Origin of the sequence: Nitrospira sp., from assembly GCA_037045225.1 — a bacterium.
Lineage (GTDB): Bacteria > Nitrospirota > Nitrospiria > Nitrospirales > Nitrospiraceae > Nitrospira_A.
This window is the reverse complement of the sequence record JBAOHZ010000009.1, coordinates 524,996-544,671: the sequence shown is the minus strand read 5'-3', so window position 1 is coordinate 544,671 and position 19,676 is coordinate 524,996. Positions and strand designations below refer to the sequence as shown.

Sequence of the window (19,676 nt, the reverse complement as noted above, 5' to 3'; positions counted from 1 at the left end):
TCTGTCCGAGGCCCTCTTCATGTTGACTTGTCGTCGTCCGCTCCACAAGGATTCCTACGCATGGCAAAATTTCCCATTACATTGAGCCGTTTTATTATTGAACAACAGGCCGCGCATCCCGAAGCGACCGGCGAATTCTCTGTGCTGCTGACCCAAATCGGTCTCGTCGGCAAAATGATTGCGCATGACTTACGCAGGGCCGGATTGAACCAGATCCTCGGCACCACCGGAGAGACGAATATTCAGGGCGAGGTGGTCAAGAAGCTCGATCAGATCGCGAATGATACCTTTGTTCGCGTATTCGAACAAAGCGGGCTCGTGTGCGTTCTGGCTTCTGAAGAAATGGAACAACCCCTGAAAATGGTTCACGAGGGGGCCAAGTACATGCTCTTGGTCGATCCGCTGGACGGATCCTCTAATACCGATGTCAATATGCCATTGGGCGCAATTTTCTCCATCCGCCGGTCGCAGGTGGGGGCGCGCCGGGGGGTTGAAGACGAGTTGCTTCAAAAAGGCACTCAGCAGATTGCCGCTGGGTATGTGTTGTATGGGGCGAGCACGATGCTGGTATTCACTGTCGGGCAGGGGGTGCATGGCTTCACGCTCGAACCCTCCATCGGTGAATATCTCCTGTCGAATGAGAACATTCGAATTCCTAAAAAGGGCAAGGTCTATTCAGTCAACGAGGGGAACTACCACCGTTGGCCCGCCGGCACACAGAAATATCTCGATTATCTGAAAGTGCAGGATAAGGCGACCGGGCGTCCCTATAGCGGTCGGTACAGCGGGTGTTTGGTTGCGGATGTGCATCGCATCCTCTTGGGTGGCGGCGTCTATCTGTATCCGGGTGAGACGGCGAAGCCGGAGGGAAAACTGCGCTTGATGTACGAGGGGAATCCGCTCGCCATGGTCGTGGAGCAGGCTGGTGGCAGCGCGACGACAGGGTTGACGCGTATTCTCGATGTGGAACCGAAGACCCTCCATCAGAGGGTGCCGTTGATCATCGGGAGTGCCGAGGATGTCGGCCAGGCGGAAGCCTACATACAAGGACGTGCGTAACGAGTCATGTGACAGACGTTTGTTGGGAGGATGATTATGAGCAATCGGGTCCAGGAAATCCTGAGTTGGTACGAGAGTGACAATGCGGGGACGAAGACGAACATTGCCCGCCTGCTGAATCATGGCAAGCTGGCGGGTACGGGGAAATTGGTGATTCTTCCGGTGGATCAGGGGTTCGAGCATGGGCCGGCCAGAAGTTTTGCCCCCAATGCCGGCGGCTACAATCCACATTACCATTTTCAATTGGCATTGGATGCCGGATGCAACGCGTACGCGGCGCCCCTCGGGTTCATCGAAGCCGGGGCGAGTCATTTTGCCGGGCGGATTCCGCTTATCCTCAAAGTCAACAACCACGATACGCTGCATGACGAGAAGGATCCGCTGTCGGCCGTGACGGGCAGCGTGCGGGATGCCTTGCGGCTGGGTTGTTCGGCGGTTGGGTTTACGATCTATCCGGGCTCGTCTCATTGCAACGCGATGTATGAGCAGTTGCGGGCGATTGCGGAAGAAGCCAAGAGCTGCGGGTTGGCCGTCGTGGTCTGGTCCTACCCGCGTGGGTCAGGATTGAGCAAGGAAGGTGAAACGGCTCTCGACGTGGTTGCCTACGCCGCGCAGATTGCCGCGCAGTTGGGCGCCCATATCATCAAGGTCAAACTGCCCACGGCCCATTTGGAGCAAGCGGCGGCGAAGAAGGTGTATGAGGCCGAAAAGGTGCCGCTCGGGACGTTGGCGGAGCGGGTCAAGCATATCGTGCAGAGTTCGTTCGATGGACGCCGGATCGTCATCTTCTCCGGCGGCGCCAAGAGCGATGAGAAAACGGTGTTCGAAGAAGTGCGCGCAATTCGTGACGGCGGTGGATTCGGATCCATCATCGGCCGGAATTCTTTCCAGCGTCCTAAGGCGGAGGCCGTCAAGTTCTTGAACACCATCATGGGATTGTATGCCGGGGAAAAGCCGTAAGCGGCGTCCCTTTCGACTGGGAGCACGATGAACGACTTTCGTATTCCTTCAGCGCAGCCACCTGCGAGACGTCCCTGGATCGTCCCAGGACTCCTCGTGATTGCAGGAGTCCTGATCGGAGTCATCCTGACCTCCGATCTCGGATGGCTGCCGACCGGGCATGCGGTTCCTCAACCGAGTCCTGCTCCCGTCGCGACGCCGGTCTCCACGGCCGTGCAGCCTACGCTGCCCGGTGCGGGTGGCCAGAGTTTTGTCGATGTCGCCAAAGTCGTGAAGCCGGCCGTGGTGAACATTTTTGCGACACGGAACGGATCGAATGAGGAAGGGAAGGGCACTCCGTTCGACGATCCGTTTTTTAGACGGTTTTTCGGCGAAGAATGGATGAAGCGATTCGAAGCGCCCAAGGAACGCAAGGAACGAGGGTTGGGATCCGGCGTCATTGTCGATTCGAACGGCCTCATCATCACGAACAATCACGTGGTCAACAAGGCCGATGAGATCAAGGTGTTCCTGTCCGATAAGCGAGAGTTCAAGGCCAAGCTGGTCGGAACGGATGCCAAGACTGACGTCGCCGTGCTGAAAATCGAGACCAGTGGACTGCCGACCGTGGCGTGGGCTGATTCCGACAAACTTGAGGTCGGTGAATTTGTTCTCGCCGTCGGCAACCCGTTCGGATTGACGCAGACAGTCACGTTGGGAATCGTCAGCGCCCTCGGCCGCGCGGCTGGGATTGCCGAATACGAAGATTTCATTCAGACCGATGCGGCGATCAATCCGGGGAATTCCGGCGGTGCCCTGGTGAATGTGCGCGGCGAACTGGTCGGCATCAACACGGCCATCTATAGTCAAAGCGGCGGGAACATGGGAATCGGATTTGCCGTTCCGAGCAACATGGCCCATTCGATCATGGACCAGTTGATCCAGCATGGCAAAGTCGTGCGAGGGTGGCTGGGGGTCTCGATTCAGGAGCTCACACCCGAATTGTCTTCCCAGTTCGGCGTGCCGAAAGACGTGAAGGGCGTTCTCGTCAGCGACATCCTGGATGACAGCCCTGCCAAGAAGGCCGGGTTTGAGCGCGGGGATGTCATTGTCGACTACGATGGCAAACCGATGGATTCGCCGGCGCACCTGCGGAACGCCGTTGCCCAGACGGTGGTGGGGAAAAAGGTGACGGTCAAGATCATCCGCGAAAAAAAGCCGAAGTCCATCGAATTGACCATTGCCGAGCAGCCGAAGAACCTGGCACAAGCCGGAGTCGAGGAGGGGGCGGAATCGGTGGCTCCCGCCGGACTCCTCTCCGATTTCGAGGTGAAAGAACTGAATACGGAATTGGCCGGCCGGTATGGATTGAAGTCGAGTGATCATGGCGTCATCGTCGTCAGGGTGAAGGCAGGGAGTCCTGCAGAAGAGGCCGGTGTGCGTGAGGGCGATCTTGTTCTGGAGGTGAATCGCAAAGCAGTGGGGACCATGAAGGCGTACGAACATACCGCCGCCAATTTGCCGAAAGACCAGGCGGTATTGCTCCTGTTGAGACGGCAGGGGCGAGCCATTTATCTGACACTGAGGCCGTGATTGCTCCGGATCGTCCGTTCGGGGTTGATCACAGAGAGGAGGCAAACAGTATGGTAATACGGGCCATATTTGTTCTTCTCAGCGCTCTTGCCGGTATGGCCTTGTTTCTGCGGGCCCAGGATCCAAGTCGCGAGTTCTTGTTGATGGGGCTGGGGATGGGGGCGGTGGCCGGCGGACTCATCCTGGCTGGCGAATATGCGCTCCGCAGACTGTCATTCGGTATTATTGTCGGTGGTGCAGTAGGTCTCGCCGGCGGTCTTATTCTTACCGGTTTGGTGGAGTGGGTCGGGAGCGCGGTCTTCGATGTGGAGACCTTCCTCTTTCATATCGGTGGGTTAGTCTTTCTCTTGGGATTGCCCTATTTGGGCCTCGCCATGGGCGCGCGGTTCGGCAATGAACAGTTTCCTGGTCTGGATCAGGGGCCGTCGGTAGCCGGGACTTCCCATGCGAGCCTCAAAGTGTTGGACACCAGCGTGATCATCGACGGCCGGGTTGCCGATCTGTGCGAGACAGGGTTTCTGGAGGGGCCGTTTCTGGTTCCCCATTTCATTTTGAATGAATTACAGCACATTGCAGACTCATCGGATTCTTTGAAACGGGCACGCGGGCGCCGCGGGTTGGATATTCTCAACAAGATTCAGAAAATGCCGGGCGTCGATGTCCGGATCATCGAAGAAGATTTCCCCCACGTCAAGGAAGTGGACGCCAAGCTCGTGGTGTTGGCCAAGAAGGTTGGGGGGCGCATCGTCACCAATGACTTGAATTTGAACAAAGTCGCCGAATTGCAGGGCGTGCGGGTTCTGAACATCAATGAGCTGTGTAATGCGCTGCGACCGGTCGTATTGCCGGGTGAAACCATTCGGGTGTTTGTGTTGAAGGAAGGCAAAGAGGCCGGTCAGGGCGTCGCTTATCTCGATGACGGGACGATGATCGTCGTGGACAATGCGCGGCGCTGTATCGGTCGCAATGTGGATGTGACCGTGACCAGTGTGCTTCAGACAACGGCAGGGCGCATGATCTTCACCCGTTTGAAGGAAGACTCCGAACGAGAAGAGTATCAGGTTGCGCGTGGGTAAGTGGGTGCGAAGGACTGGGAGGCGGGTGGCCACCTCTGGCCTCGTCCTGTTGTGGCATTCGTGAGTGTGCCGGTGTCCTCTCGTGACGCGACGCTGCCGTGGTCAGGTCCTCGCACGGTCGCCTTGGTTCCGGCGGCCGGTCGTGGACTTCGCATGGGCGGCCATATCCCCAAGCAGTTTCTCGCCCTCGGGGGACGGCCGATTCTCGCGCAGTCCCTCCTGGTGCTCCAAGCTTCCCCGGTTATCCATGAGATCATCCTGGCCGTTCCTCAGTCTGACCGCCAATATTGCCTCGACCATATTGTGGCGACGGGTGAGTTTGGGAAGGTGACAAAGGTTGTGGCCGGGGGGGAGCAGCGGCAGGATTCGGTGCGGCATGCGCTGGCCGAAGTGAGCCAGGATACGGAGATTGTCCTGGTCCACGACGCGGTGCGGCCGTTTCTGACCGAGGACATGATCCGGAGAGTCGTGGCCGCGGCGGCGGAGCATGGGGCGGCCATTATTGCGCTGCCGATGCGCGATACGGTGAAATATGTGGGCGCAGGCGGAGTGATCGAGCGGACGGTTGATCGCCGGCCCCTGTGGTTGGCACAGACCCCGCAGGCGTTCCGCCGTGCCTGGCTGGAAGAAGGCCATCACAAGGCATTGTTGGGTGGCGTACAAGCGACGGATGACGCTCACCTCGTGGAATTGATCGGAAAACCGGTCGTGGTGGTCGAGGGGAGTGGCGACAATATCAAGGTGACGAGGCCGGAAGATCTCGTGATCGGAGAAGCGATTCTCGGCTCACGAACGGCGGCAAGGAGTGCAGAATGACGGGTGTACGCGTGGGATGTGGTTGGGATATTCATCCGTTGGTCGCCGGGCGCAAATTGATTCTGGGTGGACTCGAAATTCCCCATCACAAAGGCCTGCAAGGGCATTCCGATTCCGATGCCCTGGTGCATGCTATCTGCGACGCGCTGCTCGGGGCGATGGGGGAAGGCGATCTCGGACGCCACTATCCGAGTTCGGATCAGCGATTTAAGAATATTTCGAGCCTCAAGTTGCTTGAAGATGTCGTCGAGAAGCTGCGTGCGAAGGGTTATCGTCTGGCGAATGTGGATAGCACGATCATCGCGCAGGCGCCGCGGCTGAGCCCGCATCTGGCGGCCATGCAGAAGATCATCGCCGGGGTGCTGCACGTGGATCCGGATCTGGTGAATGTCAAAGTCAAAAGCGGCGAAGGGTTGGATGCGGTCGGGCGAGAAGAAGCGGTCGCGGCACAGGCCGTCTGCCTGATCGAGCGGGCCTAGCGCGTAGCGTTCGGCCGGCTGTTGACTCTGATATCACGTATGTTCAAGACCATCTCCCAGGACCTCCAAGCGATTTTCGACCGAGACCCGGCCGCCACCAGCCGGCTCGAAGTCATTTTGACCTACGCAGGATTTCACGCCTTGTTGGCGTACCGCCTCGCGCATTGGCTCAAAGGGCGTCGTGTGCCGTTCCTCCCCCGCGCGATTTCTCAACTAGCCCGCTGGCTGACAGGAATTGAGATTCATCCTTCGGCGAAGATCGGGGAGCGGTTTTTTATCGATCACGGCATGGGTGTGGTGATCGGAGAAACGGCTGAGGTCGGGGACAATGTCACCCTGTTTCAGGGCGTGACCCTCGGTGGAACGGGGAAGGAGCGTGGCAAGCGTCACCCGACGCTCGGCAGTCACGTAGTCGTTGGGGCGGGGGCAAAAATTCTCGGCGGGATTACGATCGGCGACAACGTGAAAATCGGCGCGAATTCCGTTGTCTTGAAGTCCGTGCCGCCGAACTCCACCGTGATCGGAGTGCCGGCCAGGATCATCAAGTCGCAAGGGGAGCGGCTTCCCGATGCGACCATGGACCACACCAATATGCCGGATCCGACCGCCGATCGATTTGCCGCTCTCGAACTAGAACTCATCGAGTTACGGAAGAAACTCGACAATCGAGATTCCCACAACCCTCGCTAGGGTCCCATTCCGCGTCGATGTGACCCTGGTTACCCCCCGGCGCGGCCGTGCGGTGGCGCCGGGGGGTACTGTGCCTAGTTAGACAAACACTCCTTCATAAACTTCTTGCGCTCGTCGCCGGCCAATTTCTTCGCTTTCGCGTCCTTGTTGCACGTGGCCATCTTGTTCTGCTGCGTCGAACCGGCTGCGGCTTTTTCCGGCTTGGCGGAGAGGCATTCCTTCATGAACGCCTTGCGCGCGTCTCCCTTCCCTTCACCACTCAGGCCTTGGGCGTTGGCATCCTTGTTACAGGTAGCCATCTTGTTCTGCTGCGCCCCGGCGTAGCTGAGCTGCGGGGTGATGAGCACGGCTGCCAACATGAGGACAGACATGGCCGTACAGAGATGTTTCATGAGGGACTCCTTGTGAGGTGAACGTAAGTTGCTGGCGCGACTATACCAAACGGAGGGGTTCCTGTCTCGCAGGGGGAGTCACCTAGGTGGGATGGGGGATAGTCGTCTCGCCATAGTCCACCCGGACAAGGTACAGGCCATGGGCCGGCGCGGTTCTTCCCGCCGCTGCGCGAGTGTGCGCGGCGAGTACGTGGCGCATGTCGGCGGACGCTCGTTTCCCCTGGCCCACTTCCACCAGGGTTCCGACCATGGCGCGCACCATCTGTTTGAGGAACCGGTCGGCATAGAAGGAGAGGATGATGAGATCACCGTGGCGGCGAAGGTCTGCCTGCTGTAACGAACACTGCGGGTTGTCGTTGTCGGTCGGGGCGGTTTCGAAGGAGGAGAAATCGTGGGTGCCGGTCAGCGTCGCCGCAGCCTCCGTCATCGCCGCATAGTCCAGCGGTTTATAGAGCATCCAGCTCCAGGCACGGAGGAGGGGCGCTCGCTCGGATCGATTCATCAGGTGATACTCGTACAGCTTCCCTTTCGCCGAGTAGCGTGCGTGAAACGTATCCGGCACCGCTTCAACTGAGAGGGCGCTGATATCGGGAGGGAGGTGGGCATTTAAGGCGCGAAGCCACTCCCGCTGAGAGAGTCCGCGCTCGGTCCTGAAACTGGCGACTTGCCCGAGGGCGTGTACCCCGGCATCGGTCCGGCCTGCTCCGACGAGCGTGAGTTTTGTTTGCGCGATCGCCGCCAGCGCCTCTTCGACGGTGGCCTGGATGGTCGGCACGTTCGGCTGGCGTTGCCACCCGGCATATTGTGTCCCGTCGTACTCGAGGACGAGTTTGAAAGTGGTCATACCATGGAGTCAAAAGGGAGAACTCTAGCCCAACGAGACGGCGCTTGTCATCTGGGAGGATTGGCGTGGAGGTAGGTTTTGACCCCTTCGAAAATCGATTCCGCGATATGTGCCAGGAACGGCTGTGAGCGCATTTGCTCTTCTTCAGCGGGGTTCGACATGAAGGCGATTTCGGCGAGAATGCTGGGCATGGTGGTGAATCGGAGCACGTAAAAAGGGGCGGTCTTCACCCCGTGGTCAATTGTGCTATAGCGCCCGTTGAGGTTTGTCACCATCGCCTGCTTGGCCGTCCAGGCGAGATCGAGCGAATGCTCGATCTTCTTGCTCGTGAGCAGGTCGGCGACGAGGTATTCCCAGCCCACCCCGGTATTATTCAACGGGGTACCGTTTTCTCGCGCGGCCACTTCCAGGGCGCGCTGATCCTTGGCTTCACCGAAATGGTAGATCTCCAGCCCACGGACGCCCTTGTGTGGGTGGGAGTTGACGTGGATGGAGATGAACAGGTCTGCGTCCTTCCCGTTCGCGAACTTGGCCCGGTCTTCCAGCTCGATAAATGCATCGCGCTCACGCGTCATCAGGACACGTGTGTTCGGCAAGGAGCTGAGCAACGATTTGAGCAGCAGGCTGACCTTCAACGTCACATCTTTTTCCGTCGTGCCGTGCTGTCCTACCGTGCCGGGGTCTTTCCCTCCATGTCCGGGGTCGATGACGATGGTCTGGATCGGGCTCGCCGGTTTGGGCGCCACCGGGCGAGCCGGTTCCGTGACGGTGGGACTCGGAATCGCCGGCGGGGTCGGCAAGGAGACGGCCGGAGCCTGTGGCGACGTCGCCGAGGTCTCCCCGATCTGACGGATCTTATCTTTTGGACGCTGTGTGATATCGATGACGAGGCGGTCCGGATTGTCGAGCGAGAACACTTTGTAGCGGGAATTCTGGTTGCGTGTCAGCGTGATGCTGACGACTCGCGGCCGGCTTTGCGCAATTTGAAACGTTTGCGGGATCGTCCCGCCCGACACGCGCTGCTTGGAGGACTTTCCCAGGATCGCGTTATTCACCTCGATGAGCACTCGGTCGGGGTTGCGCAGATGCGTTTCGGAGAAGGAGGTCTTGTGATTCAGGTCGAGTACGAGGCGTGTGCCCTCGGCGGTAGACCACGTGCGAAGGTCGCGGACGATGATCGGATATCGTGAGGGGGCGGTGTGGTCTTGTTTGACCAGCAGGAACCGAGGGGACGGCTCCCCCGTGGAGACCTGAGGAAACTGCGGCCAGGACGGGTCGGTCGTGGTATCGGCGCCGAATGAAGGGCCTACACTCAGCAGGACACAGGCGAACGCGAGCGTGAGAAGGTGCTGGACCAAAGAGACAACATGAGCCACGAACCGGAACTCCTCTCGACAGAGTACCCTCTAGGCCTTTTCTCAGATGTTTGTGGTATTGTCAACAAAAGGCCTTAAACCTCGTAATTGTAGATGGCAACACATCTTCTTGTCGATGGGTATAACCTTGTCGGAAGCGCCGGAATGGCCCTCCCCGCCGGTTCCGGACGCCTGGAGGCGGCGCGTGAGACGCTCCTCAAGAGCCTGGCCGGGTACCGTCAACGAAAAGGCCATGCCATCACCGTCGTCTTCGACGGCTGGCAGGGCGGGCTGGGCGCGGAACATCGCGAATTTCAATCCGGTGTCGAAGTCGTCTATTCCAAGCGAGGTGAACGGGCCGACCAGGTGATTCAACGTCTCGCCCGGTTATACGGCCGGGACTGCGCGGTGGTGTCTTCGGACCATGAAGTGGTCAATTCGGCCAGGGCGGCCGGCGCGTTCGTCATCGGCGCGGCGGAGTTTCGCGCCAAGTTACACGATCGGTCGTTCACCCCGTCGCCTGTGGCCTTTAAAGAGCTGGATCGAGGGCCGGATGATGTGGTGAAACGATCCAAGGACAAGGGGGGGAATCCCCGCAAGCTGCCGAAGTCCCAACGTAAACGAAAGCATCAGCTTAGGGAATTTTGAACAGGCGGCGGGCATTCTCACTGGTGCGGCGGCCTACGTCTTCAATGGTCACGCGGGCGTTGTCGGCGGTGATCGTCGCCAGCAATTCGGCCACGTGCTTCACATAAGCCGGTTCGTTGCGTTTGCCGCGGTGGGGGACCGGCGTGAGATAGGGGCAATCGGTTTCAATGAGCAGCCGGTCCGCCGGGACCGTCTTGGCGATCTCGCGCAGCATGGTCGCATTCTGAAAGGTCAGGATGCCGGAGAACGAGAGATAGAACCCCAGTTCAATCGCATCCTTTGCCAGCCAGGCATCTCCCGAAAAACAGTGAAACACCCCGCCGATTTCTGAGGCCCGTTCTTCCTTCAAAATTCGAACGGTATCGTCCTGCGCTTCTCTGGTGTGGATGATGACCGGGAGCGTCAGTTCACGCGCCAATTGAATCTGCTCGCGAAAGCGCCGGCGCTGTAATTCCGGATCGGAGTGGTTGTAATGGTAATCGAGACCGATCTCGCCATAGGCCACCACCTTCCTGTCGAGGGCCAGTTTCCGGAACTCATCGTACCACTCGTCAGTGATGTGTTTGACTTCATGGGGGTGCACGCCGATCGAGGCATACACGAAGGGATACTGGCCGGCGAGGGCCACAGCCGACCGGCTGGTCGCAAGGTCGCAGCCGATGGTGATCATCGATTCCACACCGGCCTCGCGCGCACGGGCGATCATCGCCTCACGGTCCGATTCGTAACGCGCATCGTCGAGATGGGTATGGGTGTCGATCAGCATGAGGCGCATCCTAACATGGTGACGCCTGCGCTCGAAAGACGCTTGCTGTGCATTTAAGAGGTTGCCACATTCACCTCAACGAAATGTTCGCGACGGTCATCCACAAGTCGAATCGTGAGGTCGGCTTGTTGAACGCCATCGATTGCCACCGACATGGCCTTCTGTTCAGCAACTGATTGCCGCACCGTGATGTGATACAGCGTCTCCCTGAATCGGTAGTGCAACGTGAACGCCTTCCAATCCTGGGGAAGGCAGGGAACGAACCGTAACTGGTTGTGTTCCAGTCTCAGGCCGAGCAGTGACTCGACGATCAACCGATACATCCATCCGGCCGAGCCGGTGTACCAGGTCCACCCGCCGCGGCCGATGTGCGGTGATACCGCATAGACATCCGCCGCCACGACATAGGGCTCGACTTTGTATCGATTGAGGTCCTCGGGTGACCGGGCATGGTTCACCGGGTTGATCATGCGAAATAGTTCCCAGGCCCGTTCCCGGTCGCCCAGTGCGGCGAAGGCCATCGTGGCCCAGAGTGCGCCATGGGTATATTGTCCGCCGTTTTCCCTCACTCCCGGCACGTAGCCTTTGATATAGCCGGGATTCAACGCGGACTTATCGAAGGGTGGATCCAATAGTTGGATGAGGGCATCGTCGCGCCGAACCAAGCGTCGAGCAACGGCCTCCATTCCCTGGTGCGAACGAATGGCCTCTCCCGCTCCCGACAGCACAGACCAGCTTTGCGGAATGGAATCGATTTGGCATTCGTCGTTGGTAGCCGACCCGAGCGGGGTGCCGTCGTCGAAATAGGCGCGACGGTACCATTCTCCATCCCAGGCCTGTTCCTCAATGGTTGTCTGCAACTGAGCCGCTTCTAAGTGGCAACGTTCTGCGAAGGGCACATCACCTTTGCCTTTCGCCACCTCGGCAAACCGCATGAGGACGTCGTAGAGGAAGAAGGCCAGCCAGACACTTTCGCCCTGGCCTCGATCGCCGACCATGTTCATCCCGTCGTTCCAATCACCGGAACCGATGAGCGGCAGGCCATGCGCACCTTTCGTAAGCCCTCTCAGAATGGCGCGCACACAGTGGTTGTATAAACTGTCTGATTGCTCCGAACGGGTGGGAAGGTCGTAGTAGGAGTCTTCGTCCGTATTGATCGGGCGGCCTTCAATGTACTGGATCGGGGCCTCCAGCACTCCGGTGTCCCCGGTCGTCATTACGTAGCGACTGGTGACAAAGGGCAGCCAGAGGAAATCATCGGAGCAGCGTGTGCGCACGCCCCGGTTCGAGGGAGGATGCCACCAATGTTGCACGTCTCCTTCTTTGAACTGACGTCCGGCGCACAGCAGCAGCTGCTCCCGCGCAAGGTCAGGCCTCGCATGCACCAATGCCATCACGTCCTGCAGCTGATCGCGAAACCCAAAGGCGCCTCCCGATTGATAGTACCCGCTTCGCGCCCAGAGGCGGCAGGCCAGCGTTTGATACAGCAGCCAGCCGTTGGCGAGCACATTGAGCGACTGATCGGGTGTTTCCACATGGACCGCTCCCAGCGTATGCGTCCAGTGGTGCCAGACTGTTTCCAATGTCGCGCGGCCTGCCGGCGCCCCTCTGAAGCGGCGAACCAACTGGCGGGCCTCGTCGACGTCTTTTCCAACTCCCAAACGGAAGGTATAGTCGCGCTCTTGTCCCACGGCGAATTCGAACGGTATTTGAATGGCGCCGCAAGGATCCAGGCCGGCGCCAACTTTTCCGGACAGCCGTGAACGACCCATCGACGCCGGATTGCGCAGGGTGCCGTTCCGTCCAAGAAACTCAGTTCGATCGCCGGTGATGCTCCGGGTTCCCTCATCCACGTCGAAGTACGCAATCCGTCCTGGGAAATCCGTGTTGTAGGGATTCCGTGCGAACAACGCACCGGTGGTTGGGTCCACCTCACTGATCACATGCATCACCGATTTGGGTCGCAGGTCGCCCAGCACCCATTCCACATAGCCGGTCGCCGATAGCCGTCGTGGCCGACCCGATTCGTTGCGCAGCTTCAGGACCGTAAATTTCACCGGGGCATCCAAGGCCACATAGACCCAGACCTCTGATCGAATCCCGTTTTCCGTATGCTCGAATACGCTGTAGCCGAATCCATGCCGGCTGACATAAGGGCTCGTGCCCCTGCAGGGCATCGGCATCGGCGACCAGACGTGGCCGCTCTCTTCATCACGGAGGTAGAACGCTTCTCCGCTCGAATCGGTCACCGGATCGTTGTGCCAGGGCGTGAGGCGAAATTCGTGCGCATTCTCGCTCCAGGTATACGCGAGGCCGTTTTCTGAAACGACGGTGCCGAACTGTGGGTTGGCCAGCACGTTGACCCAGGGGGCCGGTGTCACCTGGTCCGCCGTCGTCGTGATGACGTATTCGCGGCCATCGGAGGAAAATCCGCCGAGCCCGTTGTAAAAGAGCAGATCCGTTCGAGCCTCGATGGTAGCCGGTGGATCGGCGCGGTGCGTGCGGGTCGGTTTGAACCGGTAGGCGGGCACCGCAGGGGAGGCGACACGCGCAATCTGCTCCGCCAGCGTGCCGCGTCGATCCGTCAGGATCACGCGCGCGACCGATTGTTGCAGCAGGCGGTCCTCGACCGACATCTGTTCCGCCGTTCGTACGAAGATCCCGCCCGGCCGATCCATGACGTTGGCCTCGACCCCTGCCGAGATCAGGCCCATGATTTGATCGTGGAGGACCTGGCGATAGCCGGCATGATCTTCGTTCCAAATCACGAGGTCCACGACGAGCCCTTTCAGTCTCCAATAGGCATGGGCTTGGACCAACTGGCGCGCCAGATCGATGTTGGATGGGTCCTCGATCCGGAGCAGCACGATCGGCAGGTCCCCCGAAATCGCATAGCCCCACAGGCCTGATTGCCCTCGGCGGTTTTTACTCAAGACGGACGCGTCTGCCCTGAGGGAGGCATTTGCGTAGAGAATCGAGCCGGCCAGTCGGCCATATAGTTGGGCATCCGCTTCGGTGGTGTTGAGCTGACGCAGCACGACTTGGCTGTGGGTCCAGGCGAGTTCAAAAACGCGATCGGCGAGACGCCGGTCTTGATACTTGTCGACCAGGCGCAGGCACAGATCGCGGGTCTCTCCGATGCCCGACACCAGATCCACCGTGACGGACTCCTCCGGGGCGAGGACGATCTGGCTGCGGATGGACACGATGGGGTCCAGTACCGAGCCCTGACTTCCTGAAAGGGGCGCGGAATGGTCCATGGCCTGTGGAGAGGCGAGGGTGCGTCCTCGGCCGATGAACTGCAGGCGATCCGTTTCGTAGGAGAGTTCTCCGTTGTGGGGGCCGCGTACCGCCATGAGGTGAAACGCCCAGGGAGACTGCTCATTCTGCGAACGGCCGCGGCGCGTGGAGAGAATGGCCTGACGTTCGCGGAGGATTTCGGTCTGCACGAACAGATTGCTGAACGCCGGATGGAGGGCATCGGCTGCCGGCAACGCCAACACCACTTCCGCATAACTGGTGAGGTCGATGGTGCGTGTCGTGTCGGAACAGTTGGTGAGCCGGATCCGCCGCAATTCGATATCATCTTCCGGCGACACGACGATTTCAGCATGGGTCTCGATCTCGTGGTCGCAGCGGCGAAATTCGGCTCGCCCTTCGGAAAAGATGACTTCATACGTTTTGGATGGTTTTAAGGTCGGCTGATAGGCCGTGGACCAGACCTCGCCGCTCTCCGCGTCGCGGAGATAGCAGAATGTCCCCCAGTTGTCGCAGGTACTGTCTTCACGCCAGCGCGTCACGGCCAGGTCTTTCCATCGGCTGGATCCGCCTCCCGCGTTCGTGACCATCACGTGGTAGCGGCCGTTCGACAGGAGCTGCACATCCGGTACCGGGCTGTTCGCAGTCGTGAGTACGCGCACCGGTGTGTCTGCCGTGCCGGACGTCGTGCGCAAATCCGAGAGCTCAGTACTGTGGGCATAAAACGCCGTGGCTTTGGGGATTCGCTCTTGTAACACCAGGGTGGTCGCCTGGAAGAGCGGATCGGATTCGAACCGTTTCTGCATCGGGCGGTCGAGGACCAAATAGGCGAAGGAAAGGAAGCTCATTCCCACATGGTGAGCCATGTAGGAGCGAATGATGACTCGCGATTGTCCGCGGGGAAGACGCGAGGGGGTGTAATCGATGGCTTCGTACAGCCCGAACGGTCCATCGGCTCCTTCAGCCGTGAGTCGCTGGAGATTCAGGCACGCCTCTTCCGGCGCAACCATGAGGGCGAGAGAGGTGGCGTAGGGGGCAATGACCAATTCTTCGCCCAGGCCGCGTTTCAGTCCAAGGCCCGGCACACCGAACGCTCGATACTGATAATTCAACTGCACGTCGACCATGTTGTAGCCGGATTCCGAGACGCCCCAGGGAATGTCCCGCTCTCGCCCATATTCGATCTGTCGCGCCACTGCCGCGCGGTAGGTTTGGTCCAGCAACGTGTGTTGATATGTCGGCATGACGAGCAGGGGCATGAGGTATTCGAACATCGACCCGCTCCAGGACAGGAGAATCGGCTCACCCCCTGTCGTCGTGAGCAGACGTCCGAGGGCAAACCAGCTTTCCTGCGGCAGTTGGCCTTGTGCAATGGCCACGAAGCTGCACAATCGTGCTTCCGAAGCCAGAAGGTCGTAGTAGCTGGCGTCCCGTCGTCGTTCCGCGACGTTGTATCCGATGGAGAGCAGGAAACGTGTTTCATCGAATAGAAAGTCGTACTCCATCTGGGCAAACTGATTCGCTTGTTGGGCTAGGTGGTCGAGCGAGGCGATGCGTTGTTCGGCCAGTCGGGTGGCCGTGCCCACATGCCGTCGAAGTTCAAGCAGCCGGGCCCGCTCCGTGTCGGATGTGTCTGGTCCAAGTCGCGCGTCGATCGCCGGAAGCCATTCGCTTTCCAGTCCGGTCAGTGCTCGGAGTGTGGGGATGCGATCCAATTCTGGAAACAGGCGAAGTATCTCCGTGGTGGCGGGACGATCGATCCAGGGCGCCAGCAGGATCAGCTCCGCGAGCGCGTGATGACATTGTCTCGCGACGGCATGGGCCCATCGGTGTGCCTCGGCATTGGAGGCGGGATCGAGATGTGCGATGACCTCATCCACCTGTGTCGTGAGTTGCGTGAAGCTATGGTGCGCTTGCGTTAGCGTGGTCGGCCTGTTGTGACAGGCAGCGGCCAGGCTTTTCTGCAGCGCGTCAGTCTGAGGCGTTGTTGGAGTTCCGAGCGCATCACTCGCCAGCGCGAGGGTATCGCAGAGCCCCTCCAAGGTGCGCTCAGAGAGGATGCTCTGTTCCGGCAGACTGAGGAGGCCCGCTCGCAGGGTCATGACATGCCCTGCCAGATTTCCGCTGTCTACCGAGGAAATGTACATGGGCAGCAGGGGTTTCAATGTCTGGGTGTCGTACCAATTGTAAAAATGACCTCGAAATCGTTCCAAACGTGCCATGCTGTCGAACGTATGAGCCGTGCGTTCGATGAGCTGTCCGGCCGACAGGTAGCCGAAGTCGTAGGCAGAGAGATTGGCCAGTAGTGCCAATCCTATATTCGTCGGCGACGTTCGATGCGCCACCTTCGCGACCGGCTGTTCCTGAACGTTGTCGGGCGGGAGCCAATGATCCTCCTGACTGACGTAGGTCTCGAAAAAGGCCCAGGTCTTGCGGGCCATCTTCCTGAGAAACATCGTCTGGTCGGCCGTGAGTCTGGCTTCGCGTCGGGCGAGCGGTCTGCTGATCCACCAGGTGAACAGGGGAGAGAGCGCCCAGAGGCCGAGTATCGGTGCCGCAACCAGCAGTGCCTCGGCTCGTATCTGTATCAGCACGATCGCGATGATCAGGGCGCCGACGGGACCAATCCACATCGATCGATAGGACGTGATCACGTCTGTCCCGCTCCTGTCCACAGCGCCCGACGGGCTCCATTCCAGCAAGCCTGTCCGGGTGAGCCATATCCGTCCGGCCGTCCGAAGGATGGCGCCCAGGCTGTAGAAGCTTTCGTAAGGCATGCACATGAGTGTCAGGAGTACGTGGGTCAGCTCTTGCGTCATGGCCTGCGCAGTGGCGGTGAGGTGCTGGCTGATTCGCATGTCTTCCGGCTTGCGGCACAGAGCCACGATGGCGGTCAGTAGTGGCGCGATCAGGAATAGGCCACACGTGGCGAGAGTCCAGAGCCAGACGGGGGAAAGCAGGGTCCATCCCAACACGAACAAGGCTGTCAGCGCAGCAGGGACGAGACTGCGTCGCAGGTTGTCGAAAATCTTCCAACGCGACAACGTCGATAGCGGATTGTTGCGGTTGTGTCCATTCGGTCCCGGCACACGCGGAAACGCCCAGCGCGCAATCTGCCAATCTCCGCGGATCCAGCGATACCGTCGGGTCACGTCCGTGTTGTAGCGGGCAGGATATTCTTCGTAGAGCTGCACATCGCTCAAGAGTCCGGCTCTGGCGTAGGACCCTTCCAGCAGGTCGTGGCTCAGGATACGATTCTCCGGGAAGCGATCGCCGAGCGCCTGCTCGAAGGCGTCGACTTCATAGATCCCCTTACCGATGAAGGACCCTTCTCCAAACAGGTCCTGATACACGTCTGAGACGGCGCGTGTGTAGGGATCGATACCGGGTTCGCTGGCGTTGAGCCGCGCGTATCGAGAGCGGTTGGTGCCGGGGAGGCTGACGGCGACCCGAGGTTGCAGAATCCCGTATCCCGCCGTCACGCGTTGTGCCGCAGGATCGTACTGTGGGCGATTGAGCGGATGGGCCATGGCCGCCACGAATTGCCGCGCGGCATCGCGAGGCAACTGGGTATCCGTATCGAGCGTAATCACATATTTCACCGTGGACAGGATGTCCGGTTGTCCGACAATCGTGGCAAACCGATCCCTCGACCGGTCACGCAGGAGCCCGTTCAAGTCCGCCAGTTTGCCTCGCTTGCGCTCGTATCCCATCCAGAGCCGTTCATGCGCATTCCAGCGACGTGGGCGATGGAAAAGAAAAAACGTCTGGCCACGCTCGCCTGCGTATTTGGCATTCAGTGCGTCGATGCCTGCTCCCGCCGCCATCACCAGCTGCTCATCACCCGGGACTGTTTCCTGGTCGGCATCCTGGAAGTCCGTCAACAGGGCAAAGTGCAGGTGGCTGTCCCGGTTGGCGAGGAATCGGACTTCGAGCGACTCAAGAAGGGCGTCGATGCCCTGGGCATGTTGGAGGAGCGTTGGAACGACAACCAATGTTCGTAGGGACGGAGGAAGGCCGTCCGAGAAATCCATTCGCGGGAGGGGATGTGGTGTCACCAGCGCTGTGGCGATCCGGTTCACCAGTGTCACCGCCAGCTGACTGACAGCCAATGCCGCCAGGAATCCCAGCAGGATCAACGGCCACCCGTTCCAACCTCCTGCAAGGGCGAGGGCCAGGAAACATCCAGTGAATGTAGCCGTGAGGAAAGCGATGGAACCGAGATAGACCGGTACGGCACTGGAGCCACCCCATCGTCGAATCGTTTCCACAGCGGAATGGCGTACGCTCACGGCCTGTTCCAACTGCGTCCGTCCGTTGTCGATGAGATAGAAGCCGACATGGGCTGTGCGATGGTCATGCCTCTCTGCAGTCGCCCCTGCCTGCGCCAGCAGGACCGCCTGGCGCGCGACTTCAATTTCCGACAGGGGGCTCCTCTTTGCGAATTGCTCCACGGCATGGCGATACCGGTCACGCGTGGCAAAGTCCATTTGCCCATAGACATGTGCCGGATCTTCATGAAGCGTCTGCTCCACCAGGCTGTGCTCTTCGACAAACTCGCGCCAGTCCATCGCCGCTAGGAAGCGGAGGCTGCCGATGCTGTTGCTCATGGAGACTTGATCGATCGCCTGCTGTTGTGTCTCCGACTGCACCAACTGCTCAATGGTGAGTCCTGACTCGGACAGTCGCTGTTCGATCCAGGTCAGGGGCAAGGCCAACGCCGCGCTCTGTCCCTGGAGACGGCGGGCGAGTTCCGCCACGAAGGCGCTCACCATGGGCGGGTTCGATCGTGCCATGTCTGCGATCACCAGGATGAGGCTCTTGGGATCTTTTTCAGCCGTCTCCATCATCTGGCCCGCCCATTCGTGGGCACGATTGCGATCCACCCTGTCGCTCGCGATGCGGGTGCCGGCGCGTCGCAGGTTTTCAATCAACGCCAGACGAATCATGATGGGGATGGCCCACAACTCACCAAGCTTCAGAGCCGTGACCGTCTGATAGGCGACGACGAAACCGCTAAGACTTTCCGGGTCCACCCGTCCGTCGCCATGCGAGATGATTTCGAGCGCGATGTCATAGACCCTGGGCAAGCCGGCCGATGGACCGTTGCCCAGCCGGGGCAGTTCGCGGCTATAGCCTTTGGGTAGGTGTCGCCTGGCCAGGCGAATCTGTTCTTCGATCAGGTAGAAGTTATCGAGCAGCCATTCTCCGGCCGGTGTGATGCGTCGACTTCCCTTTACGGCCTCGGCCACCAGATTCCGCACATCCAGCAGGACGGCCTCATTCTCAGCCAGTCGAGCGAGCAACGGGTCGGGCTTGTGCTCGGCACTGACGGCATGCAACCCCGCGAGGGTCTTGCCATGCTGGTGCATTTGTTCAGCGCTGAACAGCTCCGATCGCAACGGCGGCTCATCATCTGCATAGGGCCGCGTCGCCGGTTGTCCACTCAGGCGTCCGGTCACCCGACGCCAATTTGCCAAGAGACCTAGGCTGCTCATCTTCAAATTCGAGATTCCCTTCGGTTGAGGTCGCGCACATGGTCTGCGGGGCAGAGGTACGAGGTCGGTACGAGCCGGAAGGCTCCTGCGAGTATAAGCACGGAAGCGGGCACAAGGAGGCGGTCATGCCTGGACCGCATGATGCATGACGACTGCTGTTGCACTCGCCGGTTTGTGGCGACGGCAGGTATTCGGCCGGCGGGCTCGCCCCTCACGCCCGCACCGCGCGGTACGAGCACGCGATGGGTTTTCAGGGCTCCGCA

General features: G+C 59.8%; 13 protein-coding genes. 8 read left to right on the top strand and 5 right to left on the bottom strand.

Annotated elements, in window-relative coordinates:
• Positions 1-60: 60 nt before the first annotated feature.
• From fbp to cysE, 7 genes are read left to right on the top strand one after another with little or no spacing between them, the layout of a single operon-like run.
• Positions 61-1,059, top strand: coding sequence for a class 1 fructose-bisphosphatase (gene fbp, locus V9G17_03500; GenBank protein ID MEI2751641.1), 999 nt, complete (start codon positions 61-63; stop codon positions 1,057-1,059).
• Between the two features lie 36 nt (positions 1,060-1,095).
• Entirely contained in the window at positions 1,096-2,019 is a 924-nt protein-coding gene (locus V9G17_03495; protein MEI2751640.1) for a class I fructose-bisphosphate aldolase, read from the top strand.
• Between the two features lie 27 nt (positions 2,020-2,046).
• The gene (locus tag V9G17_03490; GenBank protein ID MEI2751639.1) at positions 2,047-3,591 is read left to right on the top strand and encodes a DegQ family serine endoprotease; all 1,545 of its coding nucleotides are present in this window, start codon (positions 2,047-2,049) and stop codon (positions 3,589-3,591) included.
• A gap of 50 nt (positions 3,592-3,641) precedes the next feature.
• Positions 3,642-4,667 (top strand): PIN domain-containing protein, encoded by a 1,026-nt coding sequence (locus V9G17_03485; protein MEI2751638.1) that lies wholly within the window; start codon positions 3,642-3,644, stop codon positions 4,665-4,667.
• Positions 4,668-5,483, top strand: coding sequence for a 2-C-methyl-D-erythritol 4-phosphate cytidylyltransferase (gene ispD, locus V9G17_03480; protein MEI2751637.1), 816 nt, complete (start codon positions 4,668-4,670; stop codon positions 5,481-5,483).
• Positions 5,480-5,962: a 2-C-methyl-D-erythritol 2,4-cyclodiphosphate synthase gene (gene ispF / locus V9G17_03475; protein ID MEI2751636.1), complete on the top strand. Its 483-nt coding sequence runs from the start codon at positions 5,480-5,482 to the stop codon at positions 5,960-5,962. The genes ispD and ispF overlap by 4 nt, the downstream gene beginning before the upstream one ends.
• A 39-nt stretch (positions 5,963-6,001) precedes the next feature.
• Positions 6,002-6,652, top strand: a complete 651-nt coding sequence (gene cysE / locus V9G17_03470; protein MEI2751635.1) for a serine O-acetyltransferase — start codon at positions 6,002-6,004, stop codon at positions 6,650-6,652.
• Positions 6,653-6,726: 74 nt separating this feature from the next.
• On the opposite strand, the gene V9G17_03465 is transcribed toward cysE, so the two are convergent.
• The 3 genes from V9G17_03465 to V9G17_03455 all read right to left on the bottom strand — a co-directional run bounded on the left by V9G17_03465 (position 6,727) and on the right by V9G17_03455 (position 9,264).
• Complete coding sequence (locus tag V9G17_03465; GenBank protein MEI2751634.1) at positions 6,727-7,044, bottom strand: PsiF family protein; 318 nt, start codon at positions 7,042-7,044, stop codon at positions 6,727-6,729.
• Positions 7,045-7,126: 82 nt separating this feature from the next.
• Complete coding sequence (truA, locus tag V9G17_03460) at positions 7,127-7,888, bottom strand: tRNA pseudouridine(38-40) synthase TruA (GenBank protein MEI2751633.1); 762 nt, start codon at positions 7,886-7,888, stop codon at positions 7,127-7,129.
• A 47-nt stretch (positions 7,889-7,935) separates the two neighbouring features.
• Complete coding sequence (locus tag V9G17_03455) at positions 7,936-9,264, bottom strand: N-acetylmuramoyl-L-alanine amidase (protein MEI2751632.1); 1,329 nt, start codon at positions 9,262-9,264, stop codon at positions 7,936-7,938.
• Positions 9,265-9,357: 93 nt separating this feature from the next.
• Between V9G17_03455 and V9G17_03450 the strand changes: the two genes are divergently transcribed.
• The gene (locus V9G17_03450) at positions 9,358-9,891 is read left to right on the top strand and encodes an NYN domain-containing protein (GenBank protein MEI2751631.1); all 534 of its coding nucleotides are present in this window, start codon (positions 9,358-9,360) and stop codon (positions 9,889-9,891) included.
• On the opposite strand, the gene V9G17_03445 is transcribed toward V9G17_03450, so the two are convergent.
• Positions 9,878-10,657 (bottom strand): TatD family hydrolase, encoded by a 780-nt coding sequence (locus V9G17_03445; GenBank protein ID MEI2751630.1) that lies wholly within the window; start codon positions 10,655-10,657, stop codon positions 9,878-9,880. The genes V9G17_03450 and V9G17_03445 overlap by 14 nt on opposite strands.
• 53 nt (positions 10,658-10,710) lie before the next feature.
• The gene (locus V9G17_03440; protein MEI2751629.1) at positions 10,711-19,413 is read right to left on the bottom strand and encodes a glucoamylase family protein; all 8,703 of its coding nucleotides are present in this window, start codon (positions 19,411-19,413) and stop codon (positions 10,711-10,713) included.
• Between the last annotated feature and the right edge of the window lie 263 nt (positions 19,414-19,676).

Excerpts from the sequence above, each read along its gene's own strand:
- fbp (MEI2751641.1), top strand. The coding sequence starts at position 61 with ATGGCAAAATTTCCCATTACATTGAGCCGTTTTATTATTGAACAACAG.
- V9G17_03495 (MEI2751640.1), top strand. The coding sequence starts at position 1,096 with ATGAGCAATCGGGTCCAGGAAATCCTGAGTTGGTACGAGAGTGACAAT.
- V9G17_03490 (MEI2751639.1), top strand. The coding sequence starts at position 2,047 with ATGAACGACTTTCGTATTCCTTCAGCGCAGCCACCTGCGAGACGTCCC.
- V9G17_03485 (MEI2751638.1), top strand. The coding sequence starts at position 3,642 with ATGGTAATACGGGCCATATTTGTTCTTCTCAGCGCTCTTGCCGGTATG.
- ispF (MEI2751636.1), top strand. The coding sequence starts at position 5,480 with ATGACGGGTGTACGCGTGGGATGTGGTTGGGATATTCATCCGTTGGTC.
- cysE (MEI2751635.1), top strand. The coding sequence starts at position 6,002 with ATGTTCAAGACCATCTCCCAGGACCTCCAAGCGATTTTCGACCGAGAC.
- V9G17_03465 (MEI2751634.1), bottom strand. The coding sequence starts at position 7,044 with ATGAAACATCTCTGTACGGCCATGTCTGTCCTCATGTTGGCAGCCGTG.
- truA (MEI2751633.1), bottom strand. The coding sequence starts at position 7,888 with ATGACCACTTTCAAACTCGTCCTCGAGTACGACGGGACACAATATGCC.
- V9G17_03450 (MEI2751631.1), top strand. The coding sequence starts at position 9,358 with ATGGCAACACATCTTCTTGTCGATGGGTATAACCTTGTCGGAAGCGCC.
- V9G17_03445 (MEI2751630.1), bottom strand. The coding sequence starts at position 10,657 with ATGCTGATCGACACCCATACCCATCTCGACGATGCGCGTTACGAATCG.
- V9G17_03440 (MEI2751629.1), bottom strand. The coding sequence starts at position 19,413 with ATGAGCAGCCTAGGTCTCTTGGCAAATTGGCGTCGGGTGACCGGACGC.